Genomic DNA, 18,512 nt, shown 5'->3' with positions numbered 1-18,512 from the left:
TTTCGCATTATCCATTCATATCCATAGGTTTCTTGCGAATGTAAGAATTCATCGTCGTCTTCATCCACTGAATGTCCTCCCGGGTAATGAGCAGCCGCGGAAGTTTAACTTTTAAGGTGTACTTTATATTGAGAACAATGAAGAAAAACCGCAGGATTGCTGATGACAACATCGCTATCCCTGCTCCGAGTAAACCAAATTTAGGGATGAGCAGGAACAACATTGGGATAACCAAAAGTAAGCCGAAACCTTGAAGCATCGAAACCACTTTTGGCTTGCCTAACGCCATAAAGGCCTGCGCCAGAATGATCGTCCCTCCGCTAATGGTCACTTCAAGGAGCAATAAGCGAAACACGGTTAATGCCGCATTGAAGTCTTTGCCGTACATCAACGGAATTACTAAAGGGGCTAAGAGCATCAGGAATACTCCACCAAGCATGGTGAAGGTCGTACTTATTCGGAAGGCTTTGAATGTTAACTCAACTGCCTGTTCTTTGGACAGCTCAGAAGCCTTAGGAAACAACACGATCGTAATCGAGCTTGAGAAAAAATTAACCATTCGTGATAGACTCACAGCCACTACATACAGCCCCAAATCAGCTGGTCTTAACAAACCGGCAATTACGATCTGATCGATATAGGTAGAGAAATTGCCAAGCAAGTCATTGCCGTAGGAACCAAGTCCGTAAGTAAACAATCTTTTTAAATTCTGATAGGCCCCTCTCATCTTCACCTTATAGGTACGAAGCAAGGAAATCGTCATTCCGATAAACAGCGGCGCTCCAGGAAGAAGATAGGCAACTGCAGTTGTAAATGGATTCATCTGATCCAGCGCGATCAATATCCCGATCATCGTCAGTGTAAGCAACGGCACTAGATAGCGAATCCAATTAAACCTCTTGTATTCACCTCTGAATTGAAAAGCTGCATTGTTAATTTGAGAGATCACTATAATCGGACACAGAATCATAGACCACTGAGCAAAGGTCACGACCTCCGGACTGAAGGATTTCAGCCAATAAGGCAAGACTACGATACCTATAATCATCGCTATGACCCCAAAAATGGTACCAAGCAGTAATGCCATACGATAAAGCACTCCGGCATCCTCCGGGTTTTTCTTAGCGTTATAGATGAGAGCTGAAGGAATGCCAAAGCTCATGCTAAACGCCAGAAACTGTGACCAGTTAATCATTGCCGTCTGTTCCCCACGACCTGTCGGTCCAAGATAACGGGCGGTCAGTACACCCGTTAACATGTTAATCAATAGGATCATGACACTGACAAACATAGTTTTTACGGCTGCCGAGCTGTTGTCCTTGCTCTTGGCGAACAATCTAAAAGATGACCAGATTGTTCTAGCGGGGAGAGATTTTGCATTCAACTGCTGCATACGGTGTTCCCTTCCTTCTAATTTGAGTAATCTCCCTTGCGCTGAGGCCAAGACCGATCAGCATCCAGATTAAGTATCCCTTGAGTCCGGGAAACCCATTATCTGAAACTAGACTGACAATCGCACCGGTCCAAGTAGCTAACGCAAGTCGGGCGTAGGGCTGCAATTGGTCCCTGCTGATTACTCTAGCGAATATCTGTTTGACAACTGCGCCTAAAGCTCCGAAGAAGAAAACAGCACCCAGAACACCAAAGGTAAGCAGTAAAGCGATAACTCCGTTATCCATAATTCCGTACTCACCAAGCTCGCCGTCATTACCAAGCTTAGTCCCTTGACCTACACTACCAATTCCCTGACCTACTGGATTGGCGGCGACCATCGGCAGCATGTTTTGCCATAAGCTTAGCCGTTCATTATAAGAGTGATCTTCTTGAACAGAAGAAAGTGTCTCTACCCGAGCAACCAGTCCTTCGGCACCAGGCAATTTCGGCACAACCCAGAACAACGCAGCAGCCACAAAAACTAATTGGATCAAGGTTTTCCACTTTCCCTTAGAAGGAGAGGTTCCAATGTACATAAGCAGCATCACCAGAAGTATCAGCCATGCCGCACGTACTAAAGTAGTCAGCAGGCAGATGACAACTAGCAGAACGCCGATCCAGCGCAATGTTCCCCGCCATTTTTTCTCCAGTATCATCGGAACTAAAGCAAATGCTAAGAAGGTTGCAGCCGGTCCGGGCGAATTCAGTGTAGAGAACACTCGGATTTCCAATGGATATGGATTTCCGATGGACATCATATCCGCATGTTTCATCCAGAACACATCCCAAGGTGGCACCGTCAAATACTGAACAATCCCGTAAATGGCAACTAGGACTGCAATATTGGCAAAAGCGGTAAGCAATCGATCGATATCCTTCGGCTTGAACTTCGTGACGGCAAAGTACGGCAATAACAGCAGTGGCACAATATAATTCGCTAAGTCATAAACTGAGCCCATGCCATTCTTAGCCAAACCGATTAAAGCACCATAACCCAGCGCAACTGCGAACATTAACATGATCCGCGTGGAGGCTTTTTGAATATTATGAATCTCCTTCAGCAGCGGAATGATCAAGGTTACACCGGTTAACAAGGGAGCTAAGCTCAGCAAAGATACAGAGTGATACACTCCTTCTGACCAGTCAGCAATGCGGCGCAGCTCTGGAGCTACGGCCCAGATTAGCAAGGTATAAGCAACCAGCATTTTCGGTCTAAGTACGGCTAACAAGAAAGCTGGGAATAGGATGGCTGAGAGAATGGCTCCCTGCAGACTGTTCGATGAACTCAGCATCGCACTGGAGAAGCCGATGATCAGCGGAAGAGAGACACCTATAGCAGCAGTCCCCCCTATTAATCCAACTGTCTTGATGAACCTAAGTGATGGGGGCGTAAATACACTCATTCCAAGCCTCCTTCCTTCACCTTATCCCGCTTACGCAGTTCCTTAAGTAATAAAAGTAGAAATTGTGCATCATCCACAAGATATCTTTTCCAGAGCCGACCCGGCTCCTGGCTAAGCCGCCAGAACCATTCGAACCCTGTTTTTTGCATAAAGCTAGGTGCTCGTTTCACTGAGCCTGACAGAAAATCAAAGGTCGCTCCCACTCCGATCGATATCGGAGCTTGATAAGAGGTATAGTGGCGATAAATCCACTTTTCCTGCTTAGGCGCTCCTACACCAACAAACACGATATCTGGCTGGCACTCTGTCAGCATTTCTATAATGCGTTCATTCTCCTCCTCATTGTGCTCGAATCCATAGGATGGAGAATAACAGCCAACCACATTTATTCCGGGATGCGCTGTTTTCAAATTCATCGCTGCCCGTTCCGCCACGCCTTCAGCTGAGCCTAAGAAGAACAGCCGGTACTTCCTTTGCTCAAAGGCGTTGCCCAATCGATTAAATAGATCCGCGCCGGATACCTTCTGCTTAAGCGGTTTGCCTAGCATTTTGGATGCCCAGATCAGTGGCATTCCGTCAGCAACAACTGCACCTGCCTTCGAATATACCGTTTGAAATTCTTTATCCTTTCGAAGCTTGATCACATGATCTACATTGCAAGTGAGGATATAAGACTGATTCCTCTCCTGAATGGTTTTATCAATGTAATCAAGCAAATCCATGAAATCATAGTTATCAAAATTGACATCGAACATATTCACTTGACTCATCGTATCACTTCTTTTTGTGGGGAATCGGTTGGCTGTGAAGATCGATACAGGCAGTTCAGGTACCAACAGAACGGAATAATAAATTGGACCGTCGACAGCGTGTTATCGGAGAATGAGTAGATTAAAAACGCTGCAATAAATAACAGATAATAAGGTTTGATCGGCGGAGCCAATGCTCTGTACACCAGAATAAATACAGCCAATAAAGAGAACATCAACAGAATAGCGCCAATATATCCCCCATCGAAGTAAAAGCGGATATACTCGTTGTGTGGAACTACAAAACCCTTATACAATGTTCCATCATTTGCTACCGTCACTGCTCCAAGCCCTCTACCAGACCAAGGAGAGTCCGCAGCCTTATTTAAAAAATACTCCCATGCCTCTGACCTTCCTGATAAATCAACAGCCGTGTCTGTCTGTCTCTCAAAGGAACGTTTCTCAAAATTATCGAGCTGCCAGAAGACGGCGACCATAATCAGGAAAAATGCACCCATTAACGGAATTAGCAGATAGGTTCTGCCCTTCAAATATTGGCGAAGAATATCATAGAAGTAATAGAGAACGGTAAGTCCAAGTGCCAATATAGGCCCTCTTGTTCCTGTTCCAATCAAGATAAAGAAATTTAGAACTAACATGATATAGAAAAAGCGTGCTTGCTGCGGATTCCGCTTCACCTCTATAAATGGAATCGCTACTCCCATAAAGGCCAGCATCGCTAGATGCGCAGGAATATTAGCCCCCTGAATCCGTACAGCGCCTGTATACTCGATGTTGAGAAAATTATGAACATGCGCAAGCTGCAGCAACAAACCAACCACTACACTAACAAGGGGAAGCATACAGATAATTTTGATTTGCAGCTCGGCTACATTCTTTTTCCAGTTGATTAATAAAAATACGAATGGAATGGATAGACCGATAAAAGCTTTAACTGCAATGGATGAGGTCATTTCCGGCAGCCAGATCGAAGATCCAAAGGTAATCACCAGCAGGGCTACCATTGCCCACAAGGGGTGACTCAGACGAAACCGCAAGCCATTGACCAGAATACAAGGAACAAGCAGCATCACGATAACCAATTTATAAAGGGACAGTATCTCCATTCCAAACATGCTGCCATCATATAAAAAGTTAATCGATATTGCTGTCGTGATTAGAACGAAATAACTGATCAGTTCAGGCCGTGAAATCGAGATTCCCAGCAAAATAATCAGAAGCACGGCAGCTATCGCAATCATCGGCTGGTAGATGACCGCCGTTCCAAAGAACAGGGCCGACATGAGATAGAGCATCCCGTATGGCAAAACATTTAATTTGGAGCCCCACTCAAAATTTGTCATGTTAATCCCTCACCCCGCTGCGGAATGCCTCTCCCGATTGAGAATCATATGAAGCGTTCCACGAATACTCTCCAGCCTGCATTTGTTCAAAAGCCTTCTTCCTTTACTTCTTGAGAGGATAGAATCAGCCAGGATATACACGAGCTTAGCGGCTGTCTTTCCCACTAGAAGCAGCTTGCCTTTTAGTCCTTCGCTTTTCATAGCGTTAGAGATACCTTGGCTATAATAGCGCCTCATAATCCAGTCTTCCGTCAAACGGGCCGCCGGAACGAAATGGTCAACCGCCATTTCCGGATGGTAGAGGATGGAATGCCCTTCTTTTTGAATCTGTCCGAATAACCAGGTCTCTTCACCGGAGAGCAGAGAATCACCCTTTCTTCCGAGATCTAGGGGAAAAAGACTGATGTCGAATACGAGCTTCCGCATCGCCATATTGGCCCCACAAGGGTGAAGTTGCTTGGGATATTCCTTAATCCGGCTACCTAAATCAACAATCGTGTACGGAAGCTCAAAGGGTTTAATCAACCAGTCCGGACGTTTACTTTCAAATATCGGAGCAATTTTGCCTCCCATAGCCATGACCTCCGTTTTACTCTCGAAAGTACTGACAATCGTTGTTATCCAACGCTGGCAAGGTATCGCATCATCATCGAGAAAGGCAATCAGCGGCGATTTGGAAGCCAGAATTCCTGTATTTCTAGCCGCTGAAAGCCCCTGCATCGGCTCCATCATGTAGCGGATATCCACATCAGCTCCATGCTTTCCTATAAACTTTTTGACGCAAGCTTCAGTATCATCCTTGGAACAGTTATCCACAACAATGATCTCCGCCTGCTCTAAGTGATCCAGCTTTAAAAGTGACTGAAGCGTCTTGATCAATAAAGGTGCTCTGTTGTAGGTACAGATGATAATGGAAAGCTTAGGAACGTCTCCGTATTCACGCATCGGCATTCACCTAATTTCCACATTATTAATAAGCATCTTTTGAACCGAGTAACATCAGTCCGGTTTTAGCAATGATTTTTAGATCCAGCATGGTGCTCCGAATATGGATGTAGGTTAAGTCCAGCTGTACCATTTCGTCGAAGCCGACACTGTTTCGAGCATTTACTTGCCAATATCCGGTACAGCCTGGTGTAACCGTCAAACGCTGTTTGTCATATTCCGTATACTGAGCTACCTCTTCTGGCAGCGGAGGACGAGGACCGACCAGACTCATTTGACCTATCAGCACATTCCACAGCTGAGGTAGCTCATCGATGCTCGTCTTACGCAGGAATCTCCCTATTTGTGTGATCCGCGGATCGTTCTTAATCTTGAACATGGCACCGCTCACTTCGTTATAGGCCATCAGGTTTTCTTTTAACTCCTCAGCGTTACTGACCATGGATCTGAACTTATACATTGGGAATTGCTTTTCGTTCTTCCCAACCCGGTTTTGCCGAAAGAACACCTTTCCTTTCGGATCCTCCAGCTTGATCAGAATCGCCACGACAACAAATAATGGCATTAACACGAGAAGACCAAGAGCGGAAAAAAAGATATCGATTATCCGTTTCATTATCAAATAGGACTCTGCTTCTTTCCTTCTCTCATCGGTATGCAGCATGTAAAGTTTCGGCAGGACCGCCTCGTAGTCTTCCGGCAGTTTTTGCATGCTCATCCTCCTCATCTAAAATTTTGCGAACTCAACTTAACTACTCAAGCTGGTTTGTCCCATTTTATTCAGCCATTCCGCCATTGCATCCATCACCGGATAGCGCAAATCTTCGCTTTGCAGTGCAAATTCAAGTGTTGTCAAAATATATCCAAGCCGCTCGCCGACATCATATCTTGTTCCGTCAAAATTATAGGCATATACCCGTTCGCTCTGATTCAGCTTCTGAATGGCATCTGTCAACTGGATCTCTCCGCCAGCGCCTTCTTCCATCAAATCGAGATACTTAAAGATCTTCGGAGTAAACACATACCGGCCCATGATCGCAAGATTGGAAGGTGCCGTACCTAGTGGCGGCTTCTCTACAAAATTGTTAACCCGATACAATTTACCGTCCTGCAAATCCGGTTCAATAATACCGTAACGATTCGTGAATTCATCAGGAATCTCTTGAACTCCGATAACCGAGTTTTGTGTTTCTTCATATTGATCAATCAGCTGCTTAAGGCAAGGTACGGCTCCTGTGACGATATCATCACCTAACATGACACCGAATGGCTCATCTCCGATAAACCGTCTTGCACACCAAACGGCATGCCCCAGACCCTTCGGTTCTTTCTGGCGGATATAGTGAATTTCAACCTTGGCTGAACGCTGAACCTCTTTAAGCAGATCCAGCTTTCCATCTTCCAGAAGCCTAGACTCCAGCTCAAACGCATTGTCAAAATGATCCTCAATGGCTCTTTTACCTTTACCAGTAACAATGATGATATCTTCAATACCGGAAGCAATAGCTTCCTCAACAATGTATTGAATGGTTGGTTTATTGATAATCGGAAGCATTTCTTTAGGCATGGCTTTCGTTGCGGGAAGAAAGCGCGTACCTAGTCCTGCCGCGGGTATGATTACTTTTTTTACCTTTTTCATCGCACTTTACCTCCTAAAAGTTTTGTGAGCATTAGCTTCAATGATTTGACTTCGTACAAAACTCACTTCGAAAGCATAAACTTAAGTTTTGTGAGCATTAGCTTCAATAATTTGACTTCAAGCAAAACTTACTTCGAAAGCATAAACAATTACTTCGCCTGGTTCATGGCAATTCCGATTAGATTAGAGCCGGTCTGTTCAAGCAGCGTCTTCGCTTTGCGAATCGATTCCCGTTTGGACTTTCCGTATCTGGCCACCAGGATCACGCCGTCCGCTTGAGGTGCCAATATACGAGCATCACTGAAATCGACTGCCGAAGGAGAATCCAACAGGATCAGATCGTAGTTTTCTTTTAGTTCCTCAAGCAAAGTGGTCATTTTGGGGTTCCCCAGCAAATCCGGCGGACTAACATGAGTTTTTCCTGCCGGGATGACTGAAAGATTGGCTAAGTTTCCGAGGACAGCGATGTTATCTGCTTCCTCTTGCCCACTTAAATAAGCCGCAAGCCCGTCACTCCCCTCTACTTCAAACACGGTATGAAGACCGGGATGTCTCAGATTGCAGTCAACCACCGCTACCTTCTTGCCATCCTGGACGAAAGAAACCGCGAGATTCGACAAGATTGTCGTCTTGCCTGCTCCAGCTTCTGCTGACGTAAAGAGCAGCACTTTTCCTCCGCCGCCCTCCGCTAGTCCAAGCTGACGTATATATGTGCGCAGTGATCGGAACGATTCGGAGATATGCGAGGACGGATTAACGTCTGTAACCAGACTCTTATTTAGCCGCAACATAAGCACCCTCCTTCACTCTGGTGTCGCCTGCCGCCTTACCCAAGTCACGTTTGCGAATAGTTGCGATCGAAGCAATTACCGGTAGACCAAGGTCATATTCCGCTTCCTTTTCAGACCTTAATGTGCCGTTAAGTGTTTCCATCAGCAAGATAATTCCTAGGGCAGCCATAAGTGATACAACAAAGCTGATGATGAGATTCATCGCAAACCCGCCGTTCGAGGGCCCTGGAACATCAGTCGGATCGGCCGGTGTCAGCAAGGTAACATTGTCTACCCTCATCAGCGATGGCAATTCACGAATGAATGTCTGCGATACCGCATTTACGATCCCGGCAGCTTTGGTGTAGCTTTCATCCTGAACATTGAGGTTGATCACCTGACTTTTCTCTGAAGTTTTAATCTCAAGCTTCTGACTTAGTTCATCGGCCGTGAGACCAAACTCCGGGTGATTTTCTATTACGCTTTTCATGATGGTTGGTGATTTCATAATTTCCTTGTAACTCTCAATTAAATTCAGGCTAAAGCTCAAATCGTTAAGATTGTTGCTCTCGGGAGCTTTGGCAATGTTGTTGACAAGCAGCTGTCCGGAAGCGGAATAGACGGGTTCAACGAAGTTTTTGCTAACATAGTAAGTCGTAGCACAGGAGATCAAAACGAACACCATGATGAGCCAAAACCTTTTTTTAATCAGGTTAATGTAATCCAGAATCGTCTTTTCCACAGTAACCCTCCTTCCGCTAAAATTACATTCTGAAAGCATTCATGAAAGTTTCAGTTGTTGCTTTAATTCTATCAATCCACACCATTCGCCACATGGCTCATACCATCACTTTCCTCTTCACTTTGGAGTAAGACGTTATACCTCTTAAGAGGGGGATTAGGTATACTTTAGTGCCATATATAGGGCTGATTTAAGTTTTAACGCACAAAAAAACACGGACAACCTGTCCGTGTTCATGTACAATGCTTACGAATTATTTCAATTTTCACTCGTATGACATTTCATATTTGGTTAATCCGACAGCATTTGCATAAAGCGCTGCCTGTGTACGATCAGCCACCTGTAATTTAGCTAAAATCTGACTGACATGCTTTTTCACCGTAAATTCGCTAATGAAAAGACGTGAAGCAATTTCTCTGTTGCATGCGCCCTGCCCCAGCTCGATCAGGACTTCCTTTTCTTTGGGTGTCAATTCATCCGTTGGGCTGCTTCCACTCATGCGCATTTTATCTTCCATCAGACCAGGATCGTAATACTTTCTTCCCTTATGCACCAATTGGATAGCAAACAGTAACTCTTCAGGCAACGCCTCTTTCAGTACATATCCATCTACTAGTACTTCTTCAGCCTTCAGGAAATCCTCTCTGCTCGCAGATGAGGTCAACAAAATGAACTTACTAACGATACCACGAGCACGTGCTGTCTTAATGACATCCAATCCCGATTCATCTGCTAGCTTTAGATCAATCAATACGAGATCAGGCTGCGTCTCCTCAATCACAAGAAGCGCTTCTTGGCCATTCGTTGCCTCACCTGCAAACTGCACATTCGGCTGCATTGAAATGACAGATGCCAGTCCTCTTCTAACTAAAGGATGATCATCTACAATGACGATTTTCACAGAAACGACCTCCCGCCTAAAGTTTATGCATTCTTTAATTCAGCTACACCGACAGGAATCGAAATCATAATTCTTGTTCCTGTGCTCTCATTACTGGACAACTGAAAGTCGCCGCCGAGCGACTGGGTCAAATATTGCATATTCTTCATGCCAAGTCCGCTTACACTATCTTCAGATTCAATCCATAACAAATCAGTATCAAAACCAACACCATTATCACAAATCAATAATCGAATCCAAGTCGGCTTCAGAGACAATTCTACATCCACTCGACTGGCAGCACCATGTCTGATGGCATTACCAGTGGCTTCGGAGATAATCCGAAAAAGCGCTTTGTGATAAGGATAAGGGAGACTGAAATCATCGCCCGTTATTTTTAAATCAATATCAACATCATTTAACCTGGATAAGCTCTTCAAATGTGATCTTACCATGCCCAACCAAGTAGGCCCGCCACTCTTCTTGGAGCTAAGACTGTAGATCGTGATCCGCAGTTCTTTAGCAACCTTTGTAGCAGAATCATGAATTAGCTCAATTTGTTCTTCTAGCTCATGATCTGACATTCTCTTCCACGATTCCTTCAGCGAATGCGTCGCATACACAATACCAAAAAGGCTCTGCGATACACTGTCGTGCATTTCATCCGCAATCCGGTTCTGTTCGTTCGTGATGATCAACCGGTTCTCGATCACACCAAGCTCATGTCTTTCAAGAATATTCGCACTTAGCTCAGATAAGAATATCAATTGTTGAATATACCATCTGCGGCCTTCCAGCCCCTCTGTAGACTCCAGCTTGAGTCCAATCATCCCTACAAAACGGGTGCTCATCCGTACAGGCATCAGCAGGAAATCTCCTAATCCCGGCAGATTTCTAAAAATAGGCTCTCGCTGCAATCTCCATTCATGCTCATGTTTTCCCAGTTCTGAGAATAGGAACTGTTCCTCTTCCTGCTGCCAGCCGGTCTGCCTGCTCTGCGGAGCTGGTTCTCCGCTTTTCTTGGCGAACCAAAACAAAGCCTTATCCAGCTTCGTTAGCTTAACAACATAATCGGTGATCACTTGACCGATATTCATGAAATCATGTTGGCTTGAGGTTTCCACGATATGGTACAGGGATTTGATATGCTCCATCGTCTCTTTCGTGCGGGCATTCGATTCTTCACGTTGCCGCTTCATCCGATTAACGATCTGCATTATTATAACCGTAAGTACCAGTGTTAGAAACAGATTCCCATTTATAAATACAATTTCTAGAAAATTTCTGTTCGCAGAATTGATAAAAAAATAACAGAGCACCGCAAAAATACTGATATAGCTTAAGAGCAACGACCATCCAAAATAAATGGACAACGAGCCTGCAGCAATCAATACAGGATTTAGCACATAAAGCCTAAAAGAGCTTTCGTACCCACCCGTAAACAAGGTTAATGCGATAATTCCCACCATCTCTATACTAACAGCCAGGACGAGAGTCTTCGGCCTGCTGCGTAGCCTTCGATAACAAAATGAGAACGTTTGTGCAAACATAACAAGTATAGCAATAATAAGTGATTTATAAATTATGGAAGGTCCCGTCTGATCTAGAAGATACATGAGTGATGTGAGGGACAATGAAAAATACCTGTAATACGCAATCAGTTTGTCTTCTGCAGTTGGTTTGATTTTCATCCCACCACCCTATTCTCCAGTTTTTTGGAAAATGCGAGATTGTACTGTGCTCGATAAAAGCATCATACATGAGAAAAATCACAATAACAAGTTGACATTTCCCATGTTTGCGCTTCCATTTGAAAAATAGTTACAAAAAATTTATTATTTTTTCAGTAGGTTTTATCACTAAAATTTGGAATTTTATCCACTATAGTTAATAAGAACTAACGTATTTATGTAATATTAATCCATAATTTTCAACATATCTTATAAAACGACAACAATTATACAAATTATAACAATTGCCGTTGGGACTCTAGTAGGATGATGTCGATTTAAATGTTATTCCGGCAAAGCTGGGGTGCGATCCCCATATATTTTTTAAATAAACGAGAAAAATAGAACGGATCATTATAATGAAGCATACTAGAAATTTCCTTGATTTGTAATGACGTGTTGAAAAGCAACTTTTTGGCTTCCGCCATTTTTAGACGGTGAATATATTCATGAAGCGGGTATCCACTGCTGCGCCGAACAAGACGACGAAGTGTAGACATCGAAACATGATGTTTTGCCGCTATTTGTTCTAGGTCCATTTCACCATAAATGCATAAGTTCAGGTCTTCCCGAATCTGGCGCATATAATCAGCCTGAGAATTCCAACTTTTTTCTTCTATTATAAAAGAACACTCCAGCAGCATTCTTTCGAGCAATAATGCTGCCCGATCCGCATCTACAGGTTCTCCGCTCTCCATCCGTTCCAGCACTTCTTCAAATAAGGTAGTAAGACCTACTATAGATTGGGCTTGAAAAACATTTCCCCCGGCTATGAGGCCCGATTCCAGCCATTCGGATACACGCGTGCCATTAAAGTTAATATAATACTCATCCCAGCTGCCTCCCGGTGGTGGACCAAAGTTATAACTGTAACCTGGGCGAAAAAAGTATAAGCTGCCTTCACGCACCTGCTGCTCTTTTCCCCCAATCTCCATGTAGGAGCCACTACCTGACACTATGTAAACAATGGCCCAGTGCTCAAAAACTACACCTGAACGGAATAACGTTCTTCCTGGCAGATGACCTGCCTGTCCCACCCTTATATTCTTGAGCTTCAGCTTGGAGGATTCAACCTTCGGATCAATAATTCTTATTGGATATGGACTGATCATATAATCCATGTGCTTGGACATTATAGGCATTCCTCCCCTTGTTTAGTAGTGATAAGGTTATTGTGAAGATGATCATATTCTACATGAATAAGAGGTGTCCACGCTATGCTTAATCATTCTGCACTACTGCTTTTCCCTAATCCGCGTGAAATCACATTGTCACAAGACTCCTTCCATTTCCCAACAAGCGGAAGCATCGTGCTTCCTAATATGGAAGAACAATCTGCCATGCCAGCTGCACGAAAACTACAGGAAGTGATTGCACAAGCATTGAATCTGCAGCTGACTTTATCCATTGGCTTACGTCCAACCGTTGTATCTGTCTGTAACTTTAACTATGTGCCATTATTGTCTGCACAGGCATATGAGATTGTTGTCGATCAGAAGGGTATCGTTGTCTCCTATAGCTCTCCTGTAGGTGCCTTCTACGCAGCAGCAACCCTGAAACAAATCATAGAACAAAGTGGCAAATCTATACCTCAGCTGCATATTCGCGATGAACCAGATTTTGGAGCCAGAGGCCTGCTCATAGATATCAGCCGCAATAAAATTCCGAAGCAAGAAACCTTGTACCGGATCATTGACCTTATGGCTGATTTGAAGATGAATGAACTTCAGCTATATATAGAAGGTGCTCCCTTCGCTTATGAATCCTTCCCTCAAGTCTGGGAGCTTGAAACCCCAATTACCGGAGAGGAAATCCTGCTTCTGGATGCCTATTGCAAAGCACGTTATATAGAGCTTGTTCCCAATCAGAACAGCTTTGGGCATATGGAGGGCTGGCTTTCTCGTCCAGAATTCAACGCTTTAGCTGAAATTCCCGAAGGCTTTATGCTTCCGAAGAATTTGTATGCACAGGACGTTTATCCAGAAGGCTTATTTATGCATCCTGGTACTTTTGATACCGAAGATCCTGCTGTACTACCTCTGCTAGACAAAATGTTTGACGATCTGCTGCCCTACTTTAGCTCCAATCAGTTTAATGTAGGCTGCGATGAGACCTATGAACTCGGTCTTGGTAAAAATAAAGCTCTGGCAGAAACTCAAGGCAAAGGTCAACTCTATTTATCATTCCTGCAAAAGATTTATGAGTTGGTTACAAAACGTGGCAAAACGATGCAATTCTGGGGCGATATCATTATCCAGCATCCCGAACTGATTCCTCAGCTTCCTAAGGATATTATTGCTATGGAATGGGGTTATAGCGCGGAGCATCCCTTCGAGTCCGATACGCTCAAATTCCGTGAAGCTGGTATTCCTTTTTATGTCTGCCCAGGCACCAGCTCATGGAACTCCATTACAGGACGCACGGACAATATGTTAGCCAATCTGCGCAGTGCAGCTATTCATGGCAAAAACAACGGTGCTATCGGTTATCTCATTACGGATTGGGGAGATTTTGGACACTGGCAGCATCTGCCGGTCAGCTATGCCGGCTTCGCCTACGGCGCAGCCCTATCCTGGAGTGTAGATCATAATCTGGAAGCAGATACTGCACAGTATTTAAATAGATTTATCTTTGCAGATCGTTCTGAGGGAATTGGCCAGCTGCTCTTGGATCTCGGCAATTACTATCAGCTTGAATCCAGTATCAACCGTTCAAATGATGCAGAAATGTCCCTGCTGCTGCGTACCCATCTGGACAATTTCCTAATCATAGAGAAGCTTACTGAGGAACACTTCAATCATCTCGAAGAATATCTGCTCTCCATTGAGGCGCGGCTATCGGGGCTAGATCTTCAATGCGAGGATGCTGCTCTTGTGCTGAAAGAACTGAGTAATGGCATCCATTTTGTGAAGCATGCTGTGCAGTTGGGCAGAATCAAGCTAAAGTTGACATCAGCACCAGATTCGCTTGATCCTGCGCTGATTACGAAGCAAATCAATGATCTTGATATACTCCTTCACCAATATCGTCTCTTGTGGACGGAACGCAACCGGCTAGGCGGCTTGGAGCAAAGTATCTCGAAACTTCAACGCCTGCGTAGTCAATATGAAGCATTAAAATCAGAGCTCTCCGCATCCGTAAGTTCCTAATCCCTCTTATTAATATTCTCTATATAGCTGCTGTTGGGTAATCGAACGTTGAACTAACGTTTTCGGTTCGCCCAACGCAGCTCTTCATATTGATTCTCAAGCATCTCCCGCTCACGTTGCTCGTGTTGTTCCCTGCCAATTCCCTCCTGCTGGCTTTCCTCATCCTCATAGATTCGCCATAGGTCAGAGAACAGATAGTCTTTGATTTGTACCACTTTTCCCTGCAGGATTCCGTTTATCCAAAAAAGTCCCGTGGAGGTACGCATAACCATGCGGCCATCCGGTGTTTCCGCCTTTTGACCCATTCGAATAGCCATAAGCATTTGGCCGAAAGTATACCATTCCATATTCGCTAATACCTCCTAAATTTTAGTTGTAATGGAATAAAGAGAAAGCTATAATCAGGGCAAAAGAACCATTTTCGTAAAAATTTTATAGGAGGATTGTTATGGATTGGCTAAATGACTACGAAGATGAACTGCGCTTGGTATTCCAAGAAAGCAGACGGATTATTTCCGAATTTCCAGAACCTCTAAATCAACAAGGCATGTCCTATCTTGAGCATTTTAACGTATTTAACGCTGAAAGCCACAAAAACTACATATGTTATCTTTTACCCTTTTGGTTGCAAAAGGGATGCGGAATCTCAGCAGAGGTTACTCGCCAGATGTCGATGGGCAACGTCTTTTTTATGTTGTATTTCTTCATACAAGATGACCTGATGGACAGCCAAGAATGCTCCGCATACGAAAAATTGCCCTTGGCGAATTTGCTTTATGTCGAATTTTTAAATATCTACCGGATACTATTTCCGGAGCCATCCGCTTTCTGGATCTTATTTAATCGTTATATCATGGAGTGGGCAGATAGTGTTAGCAACGAAAAAACCAGTGACTATTTTCTTAATGATCGGGTCAAAATTGCCTATAAAGCCAGTCCCCTCAAGCTATCCAGCACCGCTGCCCTTCTGATGTCTGGAAAGAGTGATTTAGTGCCGCAAGCTGAAGAACTTATCCATTCGGTTTTGCTTACACTGCAAATGCTGGATGACTATGAGGACTGGAAAGAAGATTTATCCGCGGGCAACTATAATTGTCTTCTCTCCCTAACTCGCAAACATCTGCCAAACAACAGTGCAGCTAAACTCACTTCACAAGAGGTCGAATTTTATCTATTCACTGCAAATGGTCTACATACCTATACGGAATTAGCACACGACACACATAACAAAGTTACAGCTTCCGACCTTAATGTCCCTCATCTTATCGCGTTCCATTCCATGCTAGTAAGTAACTTACAGCAGATCTCTGATTCCATCGAAGCGGACAAGCAGCTCTTGCTAAACGGAGGATTATATCATTGGTTGTCAAAAAATGTCCATTAATTCTATTATTTTGTAATAAAAAGAATAGTATTAGTAGTTTTGCTATGTTATATTATTAAAGGTAAATATATACAATTTGGGAAGGGTGATTATTATGTCAGAAGCAATTCTTAGAAATCAAGTCATTCAAAAGGCATGGGAAGATCCAAGTTTCAAGAAAAGACTACTCTCAGACCCAAAAGCGGCACTCCAAGAAGCACTAGGCGTAATCATTCCCGACAGCGTTACCTTGAAAGCCGTTGAAGAAGGTTCAAACGAATTCTATCTTGTAATTCCACCAAGTCCTACATCCGATGTATTGAAGGCAACCGCAGCACCACGCGGTTCGTGGTAAGACAACAAGATTAACCCCCTAAGGAGTGAGAATCATCCGGAGCTTCTGCCAATGGCAGTATGGTGATGGATTCGGTTCCCACTCCTTTTTTGCTTGTGAATTTCACTTTACCTTGCATAGCTTCGATGATGCGGAAAGTGACCATTAATCCAAGACCTGTCCCTTTATTCTTTTTAGTGAAATAAGGCTCTCCCAATCGGTGCAGGACATCCGCGTCCATCCCTTCCCCGTTGTCTTTGATATGAATAATTACGTTCTCCTCCTCCGCATACACCGACATATAGATAAATCCTTCTTCACGGAAAGATTCAATGCTATTTTTGATAATGTTGATGAAGGCTTGCTTAAACTTCGAGGAATTCCCCTTCACCCATAATTCGCCCGATACATCGAGAATCATTTTCCCTCCATTTAAATGACAAAGCGGCTGCATAATACTCTCAATATGCTTAAATTCATTATACAAATTCAGACTGGAAATCGTCTCAAATTCCGGTTTTGCGAAGGTTAAGAAATCCGTAATGATCCCGGAAGCACGATCCAGCTCACTAAGGGCCATCGACATAAATATTTCCTCTTCACCAACGGATTTCTCGCTAAGCAGCTGAAGGAAACCCCGAGTTACCTGGAGTGGATTCCGCACTTCATGAGCAACAGATGCAGCAAGCTCGCTAATAATCTCCATTTTTTCCGAACGCTGCAATTCGTTGTTAAAACGCTCTAATTCTTTAGAATAGTTAACAACCTGTTGATGGCTATAGGCTAGTCTTCGCTCCAGAATTACGATTAAGGAGATTATGAAGGCAACAATGCCCCACTTCCACAAGAATAAATCATAGTTCCCCTTATGAATGTAATACCACAGTAACTCTGACACTACAGTAAATGCAGCCGTTCCAAAGCCAATGGCAAAAATGATAGCGTCCCTATTCCCTTTAAGCGAAAATATAATCACACATACGATCAGCAAGATGAACTGAAGGATAAGAATGAACCCGATAATAGTGGTGGATACAAAATAATAAAACTCAATATAGCTATTATTCGATAGAAAATTGATCAAAAGACATAGCAAACAAAATGAGGAGTAAATGACTTGAAATTGACGAAAACGACGGACGATCGCATATTTTCCACTGCCAAATATTTTTTCAAATAAAAGAGTAAGCGCTGGTAAAAGTGAGAATAAAGCCAAATCAAGAAACACATTACTAATCGCGCCCAAATTGCTGTAAAAGGTATAAATAAAAGGAGAATAGGTTATCGAGAGAATTCCGGTTGAACCTATTACAACGGCTAGTGAAGCCACACTGGAAAAATAGTCCCTATTAATGTAGAGAGAGCTTATAAATAGAACGATAGCCACAAGAAAAAAAGCACAGCCCAAAATCACATCGCTGAGTCCATTTTTAATATAATCATTGATTAACAGGTTGTGTTCACCGATCACTACTTCATTTTTAACTCCGATTCTATCCTGCAGCGTTTCAGTCCAAATGTATAATGTTTTCCCACTATCGCTTTGACTCAAAGGCAACAACAAAGAATAGTTATCCTTAATATAATTACGATCTTCCTCGAAGATCAAACGGTCGTTCACATACACCTTCACATGAAGAGCATATAAAGTATCAATGTAGATTGAAGGGGAGATATAACTAAAGTTAGGTATGGAAATACGAGTCCAAGAAGTGGATACGCCTGATGGCAGATGTGGGATTTCCTTCGTAGCATTCACATTTATCCAATACCGCTGGTCATTATTCTGAGGAACCTCTACGCCGCTGTTTTCGGTTCCATCGCCCCATCTCATCTGCCAACTGGTAATTTCTTGGGATGGGTATGGGGCCGCTGCTGATACAACAATTGAACTATATCCTATCAGAAGGAGAGTAAGGGCTATTGCTATATGTAGGACTTTAATCATCAAGCGCATATATGCACCTCAGAAGTAAGTATCAGAAACAATATTCTGTCTGTACTACTTCG

The 18,512-nt window shown here is 43.5% G+C and carries 17 protein-coding genes; 3 read left to right on the top strand and 14 right to left on the bottom strand.

The window, feature by feature from the left end; translation table 11 throughout:
- Positions 1-7 precede the first annotated feature (7 nt).
- The 12 genes from MKZ09_RS05360 to MKZ09_RS05305 all read right to left on the bottom strand — a co-directional run bounded on the left by MKZ09_RS05360 (position 8) and on the right by MKZ09_RS05305 (position 12,789).
- Complete coding sequence (locus tag MKZ09_RS05360) at positions 8-1,393, bottom strand: oligosaccharide flippase family protein (RefSeq protein ID WP_076129264.1); 1,386 nt, start codon at positions 1,391-1,393, stop codon at positions 8-10.
- Positions 1,359-2,837 carry an O-antigen ligase family protein gene (locus MKZ09_RS05355; RefSeq protein WP_076207340.1) on the bottom strand — a complete coding sequence of 493 codons (1,479 nt, stop codon included), beginning with the start codon at positions 2,835-2,837 and terminating at the stop codon, positions 1,359-1,361. The genes MKZ09_RS05360 and MKZ09_RS05355 overlap by 35 nt, the downstream gene beginning before the upstream one ends.
- The gene (locus MKZ09_RS05350; RefSeq protein ID WP_036676606.1) at positions 2,834-3,607 is read right to left on the bottom strand and encodes a WecB/TagA/CpsF family glycosyltransferase; all 774 of its coding nucleotides are present in this window, start codon (positions 3,605-3,607) and stop codon (positions 2,834-2,836) included. Before MKZ09_RS05350 ends, MKZ09_RS05355 begins: the two co-directional genes overlap by 4 nt.
- A complete protein-coding gene (locus tag MKZ09_RS05345; protein ID WP_036676609.1) occupies positions 3,604-4,950 on the bottom strand; it encodes an O-antigen ligase family protein in 1,347 nt (448 codons plus the stop codon). The genes MKZ09_RS05350 and MKZ09_RS05345 overlap by 4 nt, the downstream gene beginning before the upstream one ends.
- Positions 4,951-4,959: 9 nt before the next feature.
- On the bottom strand, positions 4,960-5,895 hold the full coding sequence (locus MKZ09_RS05340) for a glycosyltransferase (protein WP_076207338.1): 936 nt from the start codon (positions 5,893-5,895) through the stop codon (positions 4,960-4,962).
- Positions 5,896-5,920: 25 nt separating this feature from the next.
- Positions 5,921-6,613, bottom strand: coding sequence for a sugar transferase (locus tag MKZ09_RS05335; protein ID WP_076137155.1), 693 nt, complete (start codon positions 6,611-6,613; stop codon positions 5,921-5,923).
- 30 nt (positions 6,614-6,643) lie between these two features.
- The gene (gene galU / locus MKZ09_RS05330; protein ID WP_042185171.1) at positions 6,644-7,534 is read right to left on the bottom strand and encodes a UTP--glucose-1-phosphate uridylyltransferase GalU; all 891 of its coding nucleotides are present in this window, start codon (positions 7,532-7,534) and stop codon (positions 6,644-6,646) included.
- A 149-nt stretch (positions 7,535-7,683) separates the two neighbouring features.
- Entirely contained in the window at positions 7,684-8,325 is a 642-nt protein-coding gene (locus tag MKZ09_RS05325; RefSeq protein WP_076207336.1) for a CpsD/CapB family tyrosine-protein kinase, read from the bottom strand.
- The gene (locus MKZ09_RS05320) at positions 8,309-9,046 is read right to left on the bottom strand and encodes a YveK family protein (protein ID WP_076129269.1); all 738 of its coding nucleotides are present in this window, start codon (positions 9,044-9,046) and stop codon (positions 8,309-8,311) included. The genes MKZ09_RS05325 and MKZ09_RS05320 overlap by 17 nt, the downstream gene beginning before the upstream one ends.
- Positions 9,047-9,311: 265 nt before the next feature.
- Positions 9,312-9,947 carry a response regulator gene (locus MKZ09_RS05315; RefSeq protein ID WP_036676623.1) on the bottom strand — a complete coding sequence of 212 codons (636 nt, stop codon included), beginning with the start codon at positions 9,945-9,947 and terminating at the stop codon, positions 9,312-9,314.
- Between the two features lie 23 nt (positions 9,948-9,970).
- Entirely contained in the window at positions 9,971-11,617 is a 1,647-nt protein-coding gene (locus MKZ09_RS05310) for a sensor histidine kinase (protein ID WP_076137153.1), read from the bottom strand.
- Between the two features lie 317 nt (positions 11,618-11,934).
- Entirely contained in the window at positions 11,935-12,789 is an 855-nt protein-coding gene (locus MKZ09_RS05305; protein WP_038568894.1) for a helix-turn-helix transcriptional regulator, read from the bottom strand.
- 84 nt (positions 12,790-12,873) lie between these two features.
- On the opposite strand from MKZ09_RS05305, the gene MKZ09_RS05300 reads away from it, so the two are divergent.
- Positions 12,874-14,805 (top strand): family 20 glycosylhydrolase, encoded by a 1,932-nt coding sequence (locus tag MKZ09_RS05300; protein ID WP_076207334.1) that lies wholly within the window; start codon positions 12,874-12,876, stop codon positions 14,803-14,805.
- A 53-nt stretch (positions 14,806-14,858) separates the two neighbouring features.
- Here MKZ09_RS05300 and MKZ09_RS05295 read toward each other — a convergent pair whose 3' ends face one another.
- On the bottom strand, positions 14,859-15,152 hold the full coding sequence (locus MKZ09_RS05295) for a hypothetical protein (protein ID WP_076207332.1): 294 nt from the start codon (positions 15,150-15,152) through the stop codon (positions 14,859-14,861).
- A gap of 101 nt (positions 15,153-15,253) precedes the next feature.
- On the opposite strand from MKZ09_RS05295, the gene MKZ09_RS05290 reads away from it, so the two are divergent.
- Positions 15,254-16,189, top strand: coding sequence for a hypothetical protein (locus MKZ09_RS05290; RefSeq protein ID WP_076207330.1), 936 nt, complete (start codon positions 15,254-15,256; stop codon positions 16,187-16,189).
- A 94-nt stretch (positions 16,190-16,283) separates the two neighbouring features.
- Entirely contained in the window at positions 16,284-16,523 is a 240-nt protein-coding gene (locus MKZ09_RS05285; RefSeq protein ID WP_170914256.1) for an NHLP leader peptide family RiPP precursor, read from the top strand.
- Between the two features lie 10 nt (positions 16,524-16,533).
- On the opposite strand, the gene MKZ09_RS05280 is transcribed toward MKZ09_RS05285, so the two are convergent.
- Positions 16,534-18,450, bottom strand: coding sequence for an ATP-binding protein (locus MKZ09_RS05280; RefSeq protein WP_341041829.1), 1,917 nt, complete (start codon positions 18,448-18,450; stop codon positions 16,534-16,536).
- Between the last annotated feature and the right edge of the window lie 62 nt (positions 18,451-18,512).

Origin of the sequence: Paenibacillus sp. FSL R5-0908 (genome assembly GCF_038006245.1) — a bacterium.
In the GTDB taxonomy this organism is placed as follows: Bacteria; Bacillota; Bacilli; order Paenibacillales; family Paenibacillaceae; genus Paenibacillus_AQ; species Paenibacillus_AQ odorifer.
This window is presented reverse-complemented; position numbering and strand designations above follow the sequence as displayed.

Coding starts and splice junctions, on each gene's coding strand:
- MKZ09_RS05325 (WP_076207336.1), bottom strand. CDS start 8,325: ATGTTGCGGCTAAATAAGAGTCTGGTTACAGACGTTAATCCGTCCTCG.
- MKZ09_RS05360 (WP_076129264.1), bottom strand. CDS start 1,393: ATGCAGCAGTTGAATGCAAAATCTCTCCCCGCTAGAACAATCTGGTCA.
- MKZ09_RS05300 (WP_076207334.1), top strand. CDS start 12,874: ATGCTTAATCATTCTGCACTACTGCTTTTCCCTAATCCGCGTGAAATC.
- MKZ09_RS05335 (WP_076137155.1), bottom strand. CDS start 6,613: ATGAGCATGCAAAAACTGCCGGAAGACTACGAGGCGGTCCTGCCGAAA.
- MKZ09_RS05290 (WP_076207330.1), top strand. CDS start 15,254: ATGGATTGGCTAAATGACTACGAAGATGAACTGCGCTTGGTATTCCAA.
- MKZ09_RS05355 (WP_076207340.1), bottom strand. CDS start 2,837: ATGAGTGTATTTACGCCCCCATCACTTAGGTTCATCAAGACAGTTGGA.
- MKZ09_RS05350 (WP_036676606.1), bottom strand. CDS start 3,607: ATGAGTCAAGTGAATATGTTCGATGTCAATTTTGATAACTATGATTTC.
- MKZ09_RS05310 (WP_076137153.1), bottom strand. CDS start 11,617: ATGAAAATCAAACCAACTGCAGAAGACAAACTGATTGCGTATTACAGG.
- MKZ09_RS05285 (WP_170914256.1), top strand. CDS start 16,284: ATGTCAGAAGCAATTCTTAGAAATCAAGTCATTCAAAAGGCATGGGAA.
- MKZ09_RS05340 (WP_076207338.1), bottom strand. CDS start 5,895: ATGCGTGAATACGGAGACGTTCCTAAGCTTTCCATTATCATCTGTACC.
- MKZ09_RS05305 (WP_038568894.1), bottom strand. CDS start 12,789: ATGTCCAAGCACATGGATTATATGATCAGTCCATATCCAATAAGAATT.
- MKZ09_RS05345 (WP_036676609.1), bottom strand. CDS start 4,950: ATGACAAATTTTGAGTGGGGCTCCAAATTAAATGTTTTGCCATACGGG.
- MKZ09_RS05295 (WP_076207332.1), bottom strand. CDS start 15,152: ATGGAATGGTATACTTTCGGCCAAATGCTTATGGCTATTCGAATGGGT.
- galU (WP_042185171.1), bottom strand. CDS start 7,534: ATGAAAAAGGTAAAAAAAGTAATCATACCCGCGGCAGGACTAGGTACG.
- MKZ09_RS05280 (WP_341041829.1), bottom strand. CDS start 18,450: ATGATTAAAGTCCTACATATAGCAATAGCCCTTACTCTCCTTCTGATA.